Origin of the sequence: Rhodopirellula sp. UBA1907, from assembly GCF_002337565.1 — a bacterium.
Taxonomy (GTDB): domain Bacteria; phylum Planctomycetota; class Planctomycetia; order Pirellulales; family Pirellulaceae; genus Rhodopirellula; species Rhodopirellula europaea.
This window is the reverse complement of sequence record NZ_DDGH01000098.1, coordinates 212226-229325: the sequence shown is the minus strand read 5'-3', so window position 1 is coordinate 229325 and position 17100 is coordinate 212226. Positions and strand designations below refer to the sequence as shown.

Below are 17100 nucleotides of genomic sequence, written 5' to 3'. Positions count from 1 at the left end.
GTTCCAAACGATGACTCGTTTGCTCGTGGCCCTTCTTTGCTGAATCCATTTCCATCGACGGTTGAATCCCGTCCGACCATTCACAGCCTAAAGGTAGGTGACTGATCGGCGGCAAATTCCCTCCGGTTTCTCGTCGATCCGTTACCCCTTTCGCTTCATCGCCAATGATTGTGCGATGCGGAGCTCATCAATATGTCAAATCACAATCATCAAAACAAAAAAACAACCGACGAGGACGCGCAGAAGCGTTCCGAGCCAGTCGCTCAATCAACTGCTGAAGCATCCGTGCCTGCAAACAAGGAAGCGTCAAGAGTGACCACGAGTCATCAGCCTAGTACAAACGAAGAGCCGGCTGCGTTAGCGGAAACGAAGCGATCGGACCCCAAGGTCGACGCCGCGGATTCAGCCGTCCCAGTGGGCGAGCCGGAATCACCGGCCAAAGTCAGCACGCCTGATACACCTGCTTCAACGGCCGCGTTGGCCGAAACGAAAGTCGGTGGCTTTGGGTGGTTGTTGCGTGTCGGAGTGAACGCGGCTGTCGTCACCGCCGTGGCCGCATTGATCTTGGTCATGATCGGATTTGCACAACGATCCGAATGGGTGACCGCCAATGGTTTCTCGGGCGGCGAGTCGGAAACGGTTGCCGATGCGAGCGGTGGCGAAGAAAAGCGGTATATCTGCCCGATGATGTGTACTCCGCCATCGACCGAACCGGGTCGATGCCCCGTTTGTGCAATGGAGTTGGTCGAAGCGACCGGGGGCGGTGGCGGCGATGGGATTTCGGTCACGATCGAATCATCGGCGCGGCGGCTGGTTGGTATTCAAACCGCGACCAGCAAAATGGGCGAGATGAATCGAACGATTCGCACAATTGGCTCGATCGACTTTGACGAGAGCCGACTGTCAACGATCTCCGCGTACATCGACGGGAGACTCGAAGAATTATATGCCGACTATGTCGGTGTCGAAGTCAAAGAAGGCGACGACTTGGCGTTGATCTACAGCCCCAAACTGTATTCCGCGCAGACCGAGTACATCACGAGCTTGGAAAGCAAGTCGGTGGGACGATTCAGTATCAACAGTCCCGACATGCAAGCGATGGCACGCGAGAACCTTAGCGAACTCGGAATGACGACGGGGCAAATCGAAGACCTTCGTAAGAGTCGCGAGCCGCAGTCACGTATCCGCATTAAGTCGCCTCAGACGGGAACGGTACTGGAAAAGGCAGCGGTCGAAGGTGACTATGTCAGAACAGGCCAAAAGATTTATCGCATCGCGGACCTGACCTCCGTATGGATGATGTTGGACCTATTCCCCGACGACGCTTCGTTGGTTCGTTTCGGCCAGCAAGTGGAGGCAGAAATTCAGTCGATGCCGGGTGAAGTCTTCACCGGGCGCGTTGCATTCATCGACCCCACGGTCGACCCTGTAACCCGAACCGTTCGCGTTCGCGTCGAAGTGATGAACTATGACGGCAAGCTGCGGCCCGGCGACTATGCGACGGCTCGGATCAGCGTTCCCGCGGTTCCGGTCGACATGGTTTACGACCCGGCACTGGCTGACAAATACATCAGCCCGATGCACCCGCAAGTGATTCGCGATGAACCAGGGGAATGCCCGCTTTGTGGCATGGATTTGATTCCGACATCGCAACTGGGCTATTCGCCAAAACCCGTCGAGGCTCAGCGCGTTGTTACTGTGCCTCGTGACTCCGTGTTGCTGACGGGTGAGCGGGGTGTCGTCTATGTCGAAACCGAGCCGGGGCGTTTTGAGATTCGCCGCGTTACCGTCGGAGCGATGAATGACGACGACGCGATCATCGTCGAAGGCATGGCTGCCGGAGAAACGGTTGCAACCAACGGCAACTTCTTGATTGACTCGCAAATGCAGCTTGCGGGAAACCCGTCATTGATGGACCCCAGCAAGGCACCGAGTTATTCGCCCGGTCCGCTCGAACTTCCCAATCGCGATCCCCTCATGCTCGCGGGGCGATCGGGCGAGCAGTTCGATCGAGCGTACGATGCCTACTTTGAGATTCAGTGCGCGATGGCGGCCGACATGACGCCACCACCCGTTGCGCTCAACACTCTGCTGGATTCACTCAACAAGCTGGAAATGTTGGCCGAAGTTCCTGACGCGGCACAAACACGATTCGCCAGCGCCCGTCGCGGAGCATCGCGGATGGACGGTTCCCTCGAAACCGCTCGGGAAGCATATCGAAGTGTCAGCCACGCGATGTTGCACGCCGCAACGATTGCACGCGGCCCTAAAACCGCCAAGTCGCTGGTCCACATGTATTGCCCGATGGTCCCCGGCGGTGGCGGCGATTGGATGCAACCCGGCGGTGCATTGCAAAACCCGTACTGGGGCAGCGAGATGTTGACGTGCGGCGAGACCGTTCGCGACTTGGCAATGAATGACGCCAGCGGCGATGGGCAAGAAGTGAGTTTCAAGGTGGTTGGCTTCGGCCCGGACAACGGAGAGATGCAATGAACGAGCAATCACAATTGTGTCAGCCGCGTGCTAAGAAAATCAGTCAACTGCAGGGAGGCCAGCGATGTTAAATCTACTCATACGCTTTTGTGTTAAGGAACCTTGGCTGGTCGTTATGCTGACGATCGGCGTCAGCGTCGGCGGCTGGTTCGCATTCAAGCAGGTGCCGATCGACGCGATTCCGAACGTCGGTGAGAACCAGGTCATTGTGTTGACCCCTTGGCCGGGTCGTTCGCCGAAGGATATTGAAGACCAGGTCACTTATCCGCTCAGTGTTTCGTTGCTGGCCGTTCCCGGTGCTGAATCCGTTCGCGGCAAAAGCATGTTCGGTTACAGCTTTGTGCAGGTGACGTTCAAGGATTCGATTGACTTCTACTGGGCGCGAAGTCGAGTCTCGGAACAACTCGGCAGTGCGGCATCGCAGTTGCCCGATGGCGTTGTTCCGCAACTCGGTCCTGATGCAACCGGACTCGGACAAGTCTACTATTACACGCTGCAACCACCCGAAGACGGCATGAGCCTCGCCGAACTTCGCAGCCTGCAAGACTTCGTTGTGAAGTACGAATTGCAAGCAGTCGAAGGAGTCAGCGAAGTCGCGTCGATTGGTGGCTACGTCCGCCAATATCAAATCGAGGTCGATCCCGACAAACTGCGATTTTACAACGTCTCGCTTGACAAACTGGCGATGGCAATTAAGGGGTCGAACCTGGATGTCGGTGCCAAGACGGTCGAATCGACGGGAATGGAATTCATCGTTCGCGGCAAAGGTTTCCTGGGAACCGACGGCGATAAATCCAAAGCCGTTTCCGACATCGAAGATACGGTCATTCTGCAACGAGACGGCGTGCCGGTCCGCGTGAGCGACGTGGCGCAGGTTCAACTCGGACCTGATTTCCGTCGCGGTGCGTTGGACTACAACGGTGCCGAAGCGGTCGGCGGCGTGGTGGTGATGCGTTACGGCGAGAATCCTCGCGTCGTTATCGACCGCGTCAAAGCAAAGATCGCTGCGATCGAGCCGGCGCTCAAAGGTGTCAAGATTCATGGCGTGTACGACCGCAGCGGTTTAATCGACGAAACGATGGCGACGCTGACGCACGCATTGCGCGATGAGATCATCATCACCGCGTGCATCATTCTGCTGTTCCTACTTCACATTCGCAGCAGTTTTGTCGTCGCGATCTGTTTGCCAGCCGCCGTTTTGATGTCCTTCATCGCGATGCACTTCGTTGGAGTCGAGGCGAACATCATGTCGCTGGCGGGCATTGCCATCGCGATCGGTACGATGGTCGACATGGCGATCATCGTCTCCGAAAATATTTATCAGCATTTAGCAGACTGGGAGAAGGAGGACGGTGCGACAAAGGCTGGAGCAGACCGGGAGAAATCGCGAACCGAAGTCGTCTACGAGGCAACGATCGAAGTCGCTCCCGCCGTTGTCACGGCCGTCTTGACGACAATTGTTAGTTTCTTGCCGGTGTTCTTTTTAACCGGGCGTGACTACCGACTGTTCTCACCACTGGCATACACAAAAACGTTCGCCATTGCCGCCGCGATGATTACGGCGGTCACGATCGTTCCCGCACTCAGTCGTATCATGCTGCGAAGTGCGAACTATCAGAAACTGTCGGCAGCGATGGCCGCGATCTCGCTCTCGGGATTGCTGGCCGCGATGTCGCACTTCCTGTGGGGCGATGATTTGGGCGGATATTTTGGTCTGGAAACCTGGAGCATCACCGTCGCAGCGGGCGTTATCGGTCTGGTCGCCGGTTGGCAGTTGCTTCGCGAACGCATTCGACCGATCGAAGAAATTCCTTCCAGCCGTTTCGTTCGTTGGATTTATGCGGCACGTTTGCGGCACGCGTTGAATCACAAAGCGTTCGCGCTTTCGTTCCCCGCCATGTTGCTGGTCTTGGGACTGGGGGCCTACTTTGGTTTACCTGCCATTCTGCAACCGGTCGAACGCACCGCCCGTGTGTTCGGTGCCGAACTAAACGACTTCCCCGGCTATGTCGATGCCAAGCATGTTTTTACGGGACTGCAAAGCGACGACTGGATTGCGCTGGACGAAGGCAGTTGGTTCTACATGCCGACGCTGTATCCGGCAGCCAGCTTTTCGCAAGCGATGCAGGTGTTGCAAACGCAAGATGTTTTGATCGGCCAGATTCCCGAAGTCAAAGACGTGCTCGGTAAGATCGGTCGCGTTGAGTCGGCGCTGGACCCCGCTCCCGCGGCGATGGTCGAAACCTACGTCATGCTTAAACCTGAAAGCGAATGGCGTGAGGGCGTGACGGCGCGTGATGTTTGGGACGAGATCAACAAAGTCGCCACACTTCCGGGAGTCACTCCCGCGTCCGCTTTGCAACCGATCGAAGGCCGAGTCGTGATGCTGCAATCGGGCATCAAGGCACCGATGGCGATTCGGGTGTATGGCGACGACCTGAAGACGCTAGCCAGCGCCGCGATGGACGTGGCGGGAACGTTGAAGAAGTCACCGGTTATCAACGAGGGAACAGTGAACCCGGACATCGTGCTCGGAAAACCCTATATCGAATTCACGGTCGATCGCGAAGCCGCCTCTCGTTACGGCATGAGCGCTTCGATGGTCAACCAAGTCATCGAGACAGCCCTCGGCGGAATGAATCTGATCAAGACCGTCGAAGGCCGCGAAAGGTATCCCGTGCGATTACGTTACAACCGTGATCTTCGCGAACGCATCGACCAACTCAATCGACTTCCCGTGGTCACGCACAGTGGAGCAGTCGTGCCGTTGGAAGAATTAGCAACGCTGGAAACGACTTGGGGACCGGGAGCGATCAACAGCGAGAACGGACGGCTGGTTGCTCACGTTTCCTTCATGACGAATGGTTCGCAGGGCGATTTGGAATCGGTGACGGCGATCGAAGATCAACTTCGTGAGGCTCAATCGCTTCCGCCAACACACCCGGATCACTTAGGGCTTCCCGCCGGGTACTCGCTCGAGGCGGTGGGCAGTTTTCGTAACCAGATCGAGGCCAACTTGCGGTTGATGTGGATTATCCCCGTGGTGATCGTGATCAATTTGTTGTTGATCTATTTTGAATTTCGCAACTTGCCGATCGCGATGGCCGTCTTCACAGGCATTCCCGTCGCGTTCGCTGGCGGCATGATCTTGGTTGCATGGATGGAGGTGGAACTCAACACCGCCGTCTGGGTTGGCTTCATCGCGTTATTCGGCCTCGCCGTGGACGATGGCGTCGTGATGGCGACTTACATCCATCAGTTGCTGCAAAAACGAAAGATCACGTCGGTTCAAGAAATCCGTGACACCGTTTACGAGGCAGGGCTGAAACGCATTCGACCCTGCATGATGACGACGGTAACGACCCTAGCCGCACTGGTGCCCGTGTTGATCGCGACCGGTCGTGGAGCCGACGTGGCCCGCGCGATGGCGATCCCGGTCTTTGGTGGCATGCTTGCCGAGCCGTTCACGTCGTTCATCGTGCCAACGCTCTACAGCGCCTACTTGGAAATGAAGATGCGGTTCGGGTTTGAGGATGAGCTTTGGGAAGGAACAGAAGAAATAGCGGCTGTTGAGGAGGTTAAACAGGCCGCTTGAGTTTGAGTTGCGAAAGTGAGAGTAAGGAGTGGAACAATTTCTACTACCCACTCTCAACTCTGAGACTTTTTTCAAAACACGTGAAGGATTCCTGGTCGCCAGGCATCCAACTAACAACCGAAGCGGCCAAAGGAATCGGTCGCATACGCCTAGAAAGGAATGAATTTCGATGAAGTGCAATACCCTATTCGCTGCCTTGTTTATGGTCGCTTTGGCCTCAACGGCGGTGGCTCAGCACAATCATGCTGGTCATAACCACACGATGCCGGGCCAGACGATGGCTTCCGAGCTTGTTCGTCCGGTCGCCGGACCCCACGGCGGTTCTTTGAAACAAGCTGGTGGCGTTCAATTGGAAACGGTCGTTTCGCAAGGCGGCATTCATATGTTCGTATACGACCGTAACGGCCAAGCCGTTGCGATCAATCAAGGGCGCGGAGCCGCGTCGCTTCGCGTCGAGGGTAATGCAAAACGTTACCGCTACGATTTGTTGCCCGATGGCAAGGGCGGCCTGACCGCCCCGGTGAACCTTTCCCAGATTGCCGGACGTCAAATCGAGATTGACGTCCAACTCGTCGGTATCGAATCCAGTAGCGGAAAACCGCTCAGCCTGAAGGAAGTGGCAACTGTTCCGGCCAGCGAAATGCAACTCGCCGCTGCTGCGATTGCACGTCAAAAAATCTGTCCCGTCAGTGGCAAACCTCTCGGCAGCATGGGGGATCCGGTTGCCGTGGATGTGAACGGCCAGCGTGTCTTCGTTTGTTGCGGTGGCTGCGTAAATACCGTCAAGTCCGATCCAGCGAAGTACGCGGCCGGACGTCCTCAAATAACCGTCGCAACTTCGACGGCGGCCGACGCGCAAGCGATCGCTAAACAGAAAGTCTGTCCCGTGATGGACGAGCCGCTCGGTGGCATGGGCACGCCAATCAAAGTGACCGTTGGCGACAAGCCGATCTATTTGTGCTGCAAGGGTTGCATCAAGAAGGTTCAAGCAGAACCGGCGAAGTACTTGGCGATGGTTTACGGGGATCAGAAGGGGACTAAAGAAGTTGGAAGTGCGGTTGCCGCAGCATCGGCTCTAAACATTTCCGTGACCTCTTCGACTCAGGCGGACGCGGCTTTGATTGCTCGCCAGGAGGTCTGCCCGGTCATGGATGAACCACTCGGGAGCATGGGGAATCCGATCAAGGTCATGGTCGGCGACAAACCGATCTTCTTGTGCTGCAAGGGTTGCATCAAAAAGATCAAAGCTGATCCAGCAAAGTACATGGCAATGGTCTACGGTGGCGGTTCGGTGCCAGCCGGGACAGACCAAGTCCGCGCAGGCATCTTCAAAGTCAGTGCCGAGGACGCACCGTTCATCGCTGCTCAAAAGAAATGCCCTGTGATGGATGAACCACTCGATGCAATGGGCGGTCCCTACAAGGTTCATGCTGCTGGCAAAGCAATCTATATCTGCTGCCCTGGCTGTGCAAAGAAAATCGCGGCGGAACCGCAAAAGTGGCTCGCCGTTCTCGCTCAGCAGGGGGTCAACGCTCCGACGCTTCGTTAGGCGGAAGTAGAAGATGGATTGTCAGGGTAGCTCACCGGACGAAAGCGCCTTGTATCCATTTTCTTGAAAACGCGGGGGCGGTGTCCCGGTTGATTCACTTCGGTGATGACGCTTACACGCCGTCCCCGCCCTTTTATGCCGAGCGTTTCGGCATGCTTCAAATCTCAAGTGGAAACGAATTTCACTTCACACAACAAGGACGTTCCCATGAACGCAAAACTATCTCGCTTCGTTACGCTCACGGTCGTCGCGGCGGCCATCAGCACAACCGGATGCACCGGTGGATTGCCCTGGCGAAAAAAACAAGTCGCTCAGCAAATGACGGCTGAGCAGTACGCCCAGCAAGCGGCAACAAACATCGAGTACAACACCTCGGATGTTGACTTCTCGCAGGATTACACACCAAGCCCTCAACCGTCATCGAGCTACACCAGTCCGCCTCGGAGTGCTTCATCGGGTGGGGGCGGCAGTTGTTGCCAGTAGTCCGACCGCCGAGTCAATCAATGTCAGCGATTTCTCGTCTGCGACGGCTTCCCTATCGGGTAGTCCGTCGATTTGGTAGCGCCGATCACAGCCGTTTTTTTGGTTGTGATTTGGAGAACCTTTCCGGGGTACCCTGCCCGGAAGGACTTGTGGCTGTGCAATTGGCAGAGCGAGATCTTTTGGGATATTTTGGGGAAGAAAACTGTCTCGACGACACTCACGTTTGCTGGCTTCGGGATGAGGTGGCGATCTGCTACGCAGTATTGGATGGCACCACACTCGCTGGGTTTGCCTGGATTGGATTTGGTGATGTGCCCGGTGAATTGAACCATAACGGACATCCCGATACGCAATTACCAGTCTTCCTGCCAGCCAACATGGGGTTCGTTTCCCATGTCTTCGTCTTGCCAGCCTACCGGGGCCAACGATTGTACGCGGCGCTATTGTCTTTCGCAGCCGAGTCCTTGCCGGCTCTTGGCATTGACAAGCTAGTGCTGACGACCGAATGCACCAACACATCGGCCCTATGCAGTGTGCGGCGTATGGGCTTTGAGACACTCGGCGAAGCTTGGATCATGAAACTCGGGCCGTTCTGCACTGTGGGGTATCCGCCGCAGCCATTTTTCGGTGGAGTACGCACTGGAAGATTCGCTGGCGACCCGCACGAGCGAAGCAACGGTTGACAACTGGACTTCGCCGGAACTTACTCAACTTGCTGCTTCGCTCGAATGACCATCCTCTTTCACCAATTCCGCAACAACCAGCGTCGTGTCATCGAATGCCTCACGGCCATCGCGAAAGGCTTCGAGTGCCGAATTGAATCGCCTGACTAAGCCCGAAGCGTGCTGGTCGAACGCCCGTTCGATCGTGTCAGTCACTCGCTCGGTACCGAACGGTTCGTCGTCAGGGTTAAAAGCCTCGGTAACACCATCACTGACCAATACCAGTTTGGTTCCGCTGCAAATTGGACGACAGCATTCTTCGTACGTTGTATCCGCTTCGACGCCAAGTATTAGGTCACTGTGGTCCAGCCGCTGAACCGGCTCTTGACCACATTGCAAAAACGGAAGTTCATGGCCGGCATTCGCGTAAACCAGTCGTTTTTCCGCCATGTCAACTCGCACCAGCACCATCGTGGCAAAATAACCCAACATGACGTACTCGTGATATTGCTGATTGACACGCGTCAGGATTTCTGCCGGATGCTGAGACTGTTTAGCCGCCTCAGCAACAAACGCCTTCAATAGCGTCGCCGCCATCGCAGCAGGCACACCATGCCCGCAAACATCGGCGATACACAACAGCGTTGAGTTGTCGTTCAGACGGATGACGTCGTAGTAGTCGCCGCCGACATCTTCGGCAGGCTCGAATAGTTCGGCGATGTTTAGCCCCGGGATGACTTCCGAACTGGGCCGAAGGTTTTGTTGGATCGCTTTCGCTTTGCTCATATGAATGCGACGATCCCGTTCGGCCGCATCCAACTTCGCCGCCATGTCGTTGAATTGCTCGCCAAGATAGGTCAGCTCTCGACAGCTATGCACGTCGACTCGTGATTCCAGATTTCCATCACCAACGCTCTGCAATGACGTTACCAATCGACGAATCGGTTTGGTCACGATCTTCCGCAACACAAGGTTTACCAAGAACGCGGCGAGCGAACCGGCGAGAAACACGGCGATCATCTGACGAATCAGCGCCTCGCGAGCGACCGCAAGAATGTTCGACCGTTGTTCCGAAACGAGTACTTGCCCGGCCGGTCCCTGAAACGCGCCGACCACCATCGCCTCAGCCATTGGTTCCGCGTCGACGTGTCCATGGGCCGCTGCCATCATTGCATCAAACATCTCCGGCGATGAACGCCCGTGCGATTTCGCTTGCAGCAGTTCACCTCCCCACTGCAGCGCAATGTGGTGCCCAGGCGATTCGTCCGAGTTCATCCTCGCACAAACGCTGTCGACCAATTTCTGCACCGCGTCTGAGTTCTCGCCTTCGACAGCAACAGCAGATTCGTACAGCGTTTTGGCTTCTTCGGCCAAAGCGACTCTGGTTTGCCCAACCTCCCGCCGCACCCGCAATCGGTGGTCCACCACCAAGAAACCACTGATCATGATCAGCAGAAACGAGTTCACCGCCAGCAGTAGTTGACGGGCCAGGGGAAGTCGCCGCCAAAACAAAGGCGTTCTTATTCGCTTCATAGATTTGTCACATCAGGGTTGATAAGCGCTCCGAAATTTAGAGCCGAACTGTTTGGATGCTTCGAATGGCCGAATACTTCATTCAATCAACAACTCGCCACCCAGAACGAATGTTTTGCGAGAAAAGCGGGAAATGGCTGAAGACTTGAGGTCGAGCGGGCATCTAAGTAATCACGTGAGTCTAGCTACCCGATCACGAGCGTAGATATCCGCTTATTGCTGCACAGCCGCCGCCTCCGAGTTACGATCGCCGTGATTTACACGAGCGTTGTGCTGGGCACTGCGCTGATGCACAATCACCCCCACGGGCATGATGGCAGCGATTGCTGTTCATTGACTGCCGTGGGACTCGCTCCGGTAGCCGGTGAATCGCAGCAGCAAGCAACGACAGACCATGACTGCACCTGTCATCACGCTACCGCCTCCTCGGGGTTAGACCCATACGCCTCAGAGGATTCTGCCTCTGGGCACTCGATTGAGGAATCCGGCGAACTTCGTGCATCTCCGTCGTCAAGTCATTCAATTCACAGAGGCTGCCTCGCTTGTTCACTTGCGAGCGAATCGAGCACCCCGCCGTGCTCGGCAGCCATTTCCTCGCTTTACTGCGTCATTACGCAGTCGACACCGCGCCAGCAGACTTCACGACTCAGTGCGTGTCTGCGTCCGCCGGTGCGTGGACCACCGGTGAGATTCTTGTAGGTCGAAAGCACGCTGCTTTCCAAATGAGCCGGACGCGAAATATCGTCGCGTCTTTCGTTTAGCACATTCATCGCCAGCGCAATGAATAGGCATTCGTGTTTAGCACGATGGCCAAAAATGTGTTCCCAACCTCTCAAGAATTGAATCGACTTATGAAATTTTCCGAAACGCTCCGGCGTGGTTTTACGCTGATTGAGCTTCTCGTCGTGATTGCGATCATCGGCATTCTGGTCGGGTTGCTGCTTCCTGCCGTCCAAGCCGCCCGCGAGGCGGCTCGACGGATGAGTTGTCAAAACAACATGAAGCAGATTGGACTAGCCCTGCATAATTATCAAAGTGCCTTCCGAACTTTTCCGCCTGGCTGGTTGGGCAATGATGAAGCCACGCGGCAGCCGTTCGTGGATGGCCCATCCGGTTGGGCCTGGTCCGCGATGATCCTCAGTCAAATGGAACAGGCTGCCGTGAATGACGAAATCGACTGGGGCCGGTCGATACTTGACGCACAGAACGAAGTGCCACGCCTGACGGAACTTCCGACCTTCCGGTGCCCCTCGGACGTCGGCGACCCGACGTGGGAAATCGAAGATCGTGATTCCGGAGCGACGTTGACCCGGCTGAGCACATCGAACTACCCCGGATGCTTCGGAACCGTTGAGATTGACGAGTGTGAAGATGTCCCGATCGAAAGCGTTTGCGAATCCGACGGCATTTTCTTTCACAACAGCAGGACGGCATTTCGCGACATTCGTGACGGTACAAGCCACACGATCATGGTGGGTGAACGCACCTAGCTGCTGAGCATGTCCACATGGACCGGCAGCGCGCCGAACGGTGAGGACAGCTTTGCGCGTGTGTTAGGCGTCGGCGATCATGCACCCAACTATCCCGAAGCGTTGCCCGAAGACTTCAGCAGTCTGCACGAGGGAGGTGCCCAATTCACCTTTGCCGATGGCCACGTTCGTTTCATTACCGAGTCGATCGATGAAGACATTTACAAAGCATTGTGCACGCGAGCGGGTGGTGAGGTTCCTCGTGACGACTACTAAAACGCCATTTCGGTTTGTTCAGTTCAACATCGGCAATTGCCTATTGACGACATAGCCGATGCTGGGGGGCGATACGCCGGTTCTCCTTGCCTAGGAAAACTGAATCTTCCGTCAGCCCACTCTGCTTCCCTCTGCCAAAAAACAGCGATTTAGCTTGACTCCGTACCACGGTACAGAGTCGATAATGCTTCCACGAGAGGGTCAGATGAGTCGTTTTACCATTGGGAAAGTCGCAGAAGCCGCCGGCGTCGGCGTTGAAACGGTGCGGTTCTATCAGCGTCGCGGATTGCTTGCCGAGCCGTCGCCGGTGAGGACTTTGTTCCGGGAGTATCCGGAGAGCACTGTTGACCGAATCCGCTTCATCAGGCGTGCGAAGGACCTTGGATTTACACTCGCGGAGATTGGCGAACTACTCGCACTTTCAGAGATACCCCATGAATCTCGGGGCAAAGTGAAGCAGCTCGCCGAGCAGAAGCTTGTGGCAATCCGGCAGAAGCTCGTCGACCTTCAGCAGATGGAGACCACGCTATCGGGGCTTGTCCAAGATTGCAGTGGTCGCGGCTCGCTGGACGGCTGTCCGATCATCGAGGCCATGATCCATGAACCAACCAAATGTGACCATCGAGGAAATTGAATCCATGACAGTGACCGTTTCAACAAATATGACTTGCGGAGGATGCCTCGCGAAAGTTGCCCCTCTGCTGGAGAACGATCCAACGATCGTAAGCTGGGACTCTGATCTAAATGATCCTCGCAAACTCGTTCGAGCAGAGCTTTCATCCGAGGGTAGCCCGGATCGAATCGTTGAGTTGATGAATCAAGCAGGTTTCCGGGCAGAAGTCGTCAACGAACCAAATTCTCCGAAACCAGAACAAATCGAAGATGGAAAAACGACATTCAATCTCAAGACGTACAAACCACTCCTTTTGGTTGTTTTGTACGTCCTCGGCGGCGCATTTCTCTTGGAGTCAAATCAGGATCAATGGAATTGGATGCGATTCATGAGCAACTTCATGGGCATGTTTTTCCTCGGGTTCGCCTTTTTCAAATTGCTCAATGTCGAGAAATTTGCTGATGCGTTCGCCACCTACGACGTAATCGCTCGCCGGTCGCGAACGTACGCGATCTCGTACCCCTGGATCGAGGTCGCGTTGGGTTTACTCTTTGTAACGGGAAGCCTCTTGACTGTCGCAAACATTCTGACTGCTGCGATCATGTCGATTGGCTTGGTGGGGGTAATCATGGCCGTGCGAAAGAAGCAGGCGATCCAGTGCGCCTGCCTGGGAACCGCTTTCAATCTGCCCATGTCCTCAGTGACTATCATCGAAAACAGCGTCATGATTGCGATGGCGATTGGGATGCTGGTCATCTCAGCGACCATCAATCTGACTGCCCATGCAAAGCACAAGCGAATGTAAGTCCGTTGACCAAGTGTTGGCTAACTGAGCGTAGCGATCCAAGAAGGCGTTTTCATTGCTGACCCGTTGGCTAGTATCTGCTTGAGCCATCTGCGAGATCAACCGGTTCGCTGTTCCCACTTCCTCCGGCGGTTCTTGCGACTTGCAAACGACAAAATGCTTTTCAGTGTCACGAAGCATTTGCAGGCTGGCGTGCCACAATCGGTCAGCAGGCTCCGTGACTGCATTCGCGGCGGGGCCACCCGTCTCTTGCATTGCTTTAATCAACGACGCCACCTCCAAACAAAATCGCAACACGCGGCTCATGGCGTAACGGTCTTCGGCAAATCGAAAATAGTGCAGCGATGGATAAAAATGATGCGACTCCAATAGTTCCGCCATGTTTGCCGAGAGTGTGTAAAGGTCTTGGTTCAACAGTGACATCTCATCGGACGAAAGATACGGAACCAAGTATCGCAGGCTATCACCCGTCTGTGCAGTTCGGTAATCAATCTCGTTAGCAAATTGATTGCGACGAGAAAGCGTCGAATAGATCGAGATGACGTAAGCCAATACCAGGGTGAAAAAGCTGAAACCAAGCCCAGCCGCCAGGATGGTCAAAAGCTGCATCGCTGCGGTTTTGGGAACGAGATCACCTACCCCAAGAGTGGTCACGGTAAAACCGGCGTAGTAGATGGCTGTCCAAAGAGTCGTCTCCGTCGGCTTCCCAGAACTGGCAACGATGCCGCTTCCCAACTGTGGCCAAACAATCAGGCTGATGCCAAGCAGCAACAGCGACGCCCAGCAGATCACCTGAGCTACGATCAACACCGGGCCACTCAACAAGGTGACATAGTTCGACTGCCCGATTGATGTCTTCAACAACTTGTGAAACATCCGGTTCACAAACGAAGTGACCGGCCCGGTAACCGCTCGCGGATGCAGCACCGCCATGAACGTTTCCAGGATGCTCAGAGCGACAAGGATCGTCCCCAGTATGGTGAGTAGCCACATGTTCATCGTGCTGCATTTCTGATTGGAGTATCTGGGATAATCGGAACAATCGGCAACAGAAGCGGAACGTCTCACCGCAGCCAGAACCTTCTTTTGTATACCCCACCACGGTAACGCCGATAGGACAGAGGAATTGTTCCCTCCGCACAAGAAAGAAAAATGACCGTGTATTCGTCAAAAGTTCACTGGGTCATCGCAACGGTCGTGATTGGTGTCACGTCCTGCACGGCGACCGCTCAAGACTCGTTTGGACAATCGTTACCACAGCCAGTCACCTTGGCCGCGCCCGAGATGGATGACATGACCGCAATGTCCGACATGTTGCACTCAACTTCGACGCTCGAAATGTCCGACGCCATCACGCCGACCAACCGCAGTGTCGCTGAGCTGCCCGCCAGCATCACCAATCCAAGCGGCATCCTGCCGTCGGCAACCGGTGGGGCTTTCGTCTTCGATCCGCTGCCCATGTGCGGCAACGGATGCAATCCACGTCCGATCATTGACTGCACCGGTCCCGACTTTTGTGGCTGTACCAAACGAATCTACTACGGCACCAATCCGTGCGACGACGACCCAATTTTGCCCCTGTACCAGTCCGTCAACGATAAGAAAACCAAACACTGGTATCAACACGCGTTTGACATGGTGACGCGGAAGAAAGCGATCACCGAAGCGATCAAGTAGTTTCGTCACCACAACACTTACCCAGCATTTTTATAGGCCAAGATGGCCGCGATGAGCAAATGACTCATCCTTTCGCTACAACGGAGTTTTCAATGTCAACGCTCAGTCGTGTCGGTCGCTTCCTGGCGTCGACGTCCCTTCTTGTTTCCGCCGCGGTTGCCACGGCCCAGCAACCGATCACCGATTCCGAACGCATCGAACGACGCGGCACGGACGTGAATAACCCTTTCCCGCCGACATCGCCGCGGGACCTTCGTCCTCGCGTCGGCGAGAAGTTTACCGAACCACCACCGGTCCCACCCGTTCCCGAATCCCTTGCACAAGGCATGATCGTCAGTGACGAAGCCGCCCTGACATTGGCTTCATTGGAGTCGATGGCGTGCAGTCGAAACCCAACCCTGACGCAGGCACAAGCGCAAACTCAAAGTGAACTGGGTAAGGCAATCCAAGCGGGATTGATTCCGAACCCGACGTTGCAATACGTCGGCGAACAGGTGGGGGTTGGCGGGACCGCCGGTGAGTGGCAGGGGGCTGTATTTTCGCAGCGCATTGTAACCGCTCGAAAGTTGCAGCTCAGCCGTGCCAAGTTTGTGCAATTGACCCGGGTGTCGGAGTGGCGAGCGTTGGAGCAACAGTACCAAGTACTCAATGATTTGCGGATCAGTTTTTGGATGACGCTGGGACAACAAGAGCTTGTCCAGATTCACCAGGAAATTTTGAAGAACGCGGAGGACGCCGTTATCACAGCACGCGAGTTATACAACGCCGGTCAAGCGACTCGTGCGGCACTGCACGATGCCAATATCTTGTTGCAACAAGCTCGTTTAGATCTGATGCTCGCCCAGAACAACTTTCGCCAGAACTGGTGGGAGTTAATCTCGATTGCCGGCGAGCGGATGCAACCCACTCCGTTGGTTGGCACCTTGGAAGGCCAAGTCAACCCGATTGATTTCGACGTGGCACTGGACCGTTTACTCAGCGAAAGCCCTCAAATATTGGCCGCTCGAGCCAAATTGGTCGCCGACGAAATCAAGGTCAGGCGTGAGACCGTCGAACCGATTCCGGACATCGTTATCAATTACGGTTACGGTCGCAACTTTGAGGCCGGCGAAAATACTCACATGACGGGACTCGCGATCGAGGTTCCGTTGTACGATTGGAACCAGGGGACAATTCGCCAAGCTGAATCGGACGTCGTTCGACAACGTGGCGAAATCAACCGAGTCGAGTTGACGTTGCAACGCGACCTTGCTCGCGCCTACCAAATCTATTTCACGGCGCTGCAGAATGTTCGCAGCTACCAAGAGGTGATTGTGCCGGAATCGAAACTGGCATACGAAGTTTTATTGGACGCTTACGAGGAAGACCGGGTTGATTGGCCACAAGTCCTTGAAAGCCAAATCAAGTACTACCGCCTTCGAGCACAGTACATCAATCACCTGGTTGCGTGGCGCAGCAACGAAACGCTGATCGCCGGTTACCTGCTCAACGGCGGCTTGATGGCCCCGACTGGCCCGCAGCCTCCGGGACACATCTCGGCAGTACCGAAACCGAGGTAGGAAGAAGAGGGGGAGTCTGGGAGACACGGAGCACATTTTCTCCTTGTCTCCCCATCTATTTCGTCGACGCGTACTTATCAAACAGAACGATCAGCTCCTGCAAGATAGCTTCCCGCTGGGCGGCATCTTCGGTCGCCGCCGCATCCGACAGACTGCCAGCGAGGTGGTCCTGAAGAACGAGTTGGGCCACCTTGGAAAGTGCGCCCGACGCGGCACTAATTTGCATGACGACATCCACGCATGGTGCTCCTTCCTGCACCATGCGATCGACGGCTTCGGCCTGTCCGATAATTCGCCGCATCCGATGATGGATTCGTTTTTTGTCGTCTTCACTCAGCATATGGCGGCTGACTTTCACCCTGATTCGTGGCCTAAAACCGTAGTGT

At 55.5% G+C, this 17100-nt stretch carries 12 protein-coding genes and 1 pseudogene; 10 read left to right on the top strand and 3 right to left on the bottom strand.

The window, feature by feature from the left end; translation table 11 throughout:
- Positions 1-570 precede the first annotated feature (570 nt).
- The 5 genes from B2R17_RS24450 to B2R17_RS24430 all read left to right on the top strand — a co-directional run bounded on the left by B2R17_RS24450 (position 571) and on the right by B2R17_RS24430 (position 8803).
- A complete protein-coding gene (locus B2R17_RS24450; RefSeq protein ID WP_286766104.1) occupies positions 571-2493 on the top strand; it encodes an efflux RND transporter periplasmic adaptor subunit in 1923 nt (640 codons plus the stop codon).
- Between the two features lie 64 nt (positions 2494-2557).
- Complete coding sequence (locus tag B2R17_RS24445; RefSeq protein ID WP_286766074.1) at positions 2558-6088, top strand: efflux RND transporter permease subunit; 3531 nt, start codon at positions 2558-2560, stop codon at positions 6086-6088.
- A gap of 169 nt (positions 6089-6257) precedes the next feature.
- A complete protein-coding gene (locus B2R17_RS24440; RefSeq protein WP_286766073.1) occupies positions 6258-7637 on the top strand; it encodes a hypothetical protein in 1380 nt (459 codons plus the stop codon).
- 207 nt (positions 7638-7844) lie between these two features.
- Positions 7845-8120: a hypothetical protein gene (locus B2R17_RS24435; RefSeq protein ID WP_286766072.1), complete on the top strand. Its 276-nt coding sequence runs from the start codon at positions 7845-7847 to the stop codon at positions 8118-8120.
- Between the two features lie 149 nt (positions 8121-8269).
- Positions 8270-8803, top strand: a complete 534-nt coding sequence (locus tag B2R17_RS24430) for a GNAT family N-acetyltransferase (protein ID WP_286766071.1) — start codon at positions 8270-8272, stop codon at positions 8801-8803.
- 24 nt (positions 8804-8827) lie between these two features.
- Here B2R17_RS24430 and B2R17_RS24425 read toward each other — a convergent pair whose 3' ends face one another.
- The gene (locus B2R17_RS24425; protein ID WP_286766070.1) at positions 8828-10315 is read right to left on the bottom strand and encodes a PP2C family protein-serine/threonine phosphatase; all 1488 of its coding nucleotides are present in this window, start codon (positions 10313-10315) and stop codon (positions 8828-8830) included.
- An 806-nt stretch (positions 10316-11121) separates the two neighbouring features.
- Here B2R17_RS24425 and B2R17_RS24420 point away from each other — a divergent pair.
- The 3 genes and pseudogenes from B2R17_RS24420 (at position 11122) to B2R17_RS24410 (ending at position 13478) form a co-directional block, all read left to right on the top strand.
- Positions 11122-12060, top strand: a pseudogene (locus tag B2R17_RS24420) (DUF1559 domain-containing protein).
- A 154-nt stretch (positions 12061-12214) separates the two neighbouring features.
- A complete protein-coding gene (locus B2R17_RS24415; RefSeq protein WP_236616002.1) occupies positions 12215-12694 on the top strand; it encodes a MerR family transcriptional regulator in 480 nt (159 codons plus the stop codon).
- Positions 12660-13478 carry a heavy-metal-associated domain-containing protein gene (locus tag B2R17_RS24410; protein ID WP_286766069.1) on the top strand — a complete coding sequence of 273 codons (819 nt, stop codon included), beginning with the start codon at positions 12660-12662 and terminating at the stop codon, positions 13476-13478. The genes B2R17_RS24415 and B2R17_RS24410 overlap by 35 nt, the downstream gene beginning before the upstream one ends.
- Here the strand turns inward: B2R17_RS24410 and B2R17_RS24405 are convergent.
- Positions 13431-14471 carry a potassium channel family protein gene (locus B2R17_RS24405; RefSeq protein WP_286766068.1) on the bottom strand — a complete coding sequence of 347 codons (1041 nt, stop codon included), beginning with the start codon at positions 14469-14471 and terminating at the stop codon, positions 13431-13433. The two genes, B2R17_RS24410 and B2R17_RS24405, sit on opposite strands and share 48 nt — an antisense overlap.
- A gap of 159 nt (positions 14472-14630) precedes the next feature.
- Here B2R17_RS24405 and B2R17_RS24400 point away from each other — a divergent pair, with 159 nt between their 5' ends.
- Together B2R17_RS24400 and B2R17_RS24395 are read left to right on the top strand one after the other, a co-directional pair.
- Positions 14631-15155: a hypothetical protein gene (locus B2R17_RS24400; RefSeq protein WP_286766067.1), complete on the top strand. Its 525-nt coding sequence runs from the start codon at positions 14631-14633 to the stop codon at positions 15153-15155.
- A gap of 92 nt (positions 15156-15247) precedes the next feature.
- Positions 15248-16714, top strand: a complete 1467-nt coding sequence (locus B2R17_RS24395; protein ID WP_286766066.1) for a TolC family protein — start codon at positions 15248-15250, stop codon at positions 16712-16714.
- 55 nt (positions 16715-16769) lie between these two features.
- On the opposite strand, the gene B2R17_RS24390 is transcribed toward B2R17_RS24395, so the two are convergent.
- Positions 16770-17072, bottom strand: a complete 303-nt coding sequence (locus B2R17_RS24390) for a metal-sensitive transcriptional regulator (protein ID WP_286766065.1) — start codon at positions 17070-17072, stop codon at positions 16770-16772.
- Positions 17073-17100 lie beyond the last annotated feature (28 nt).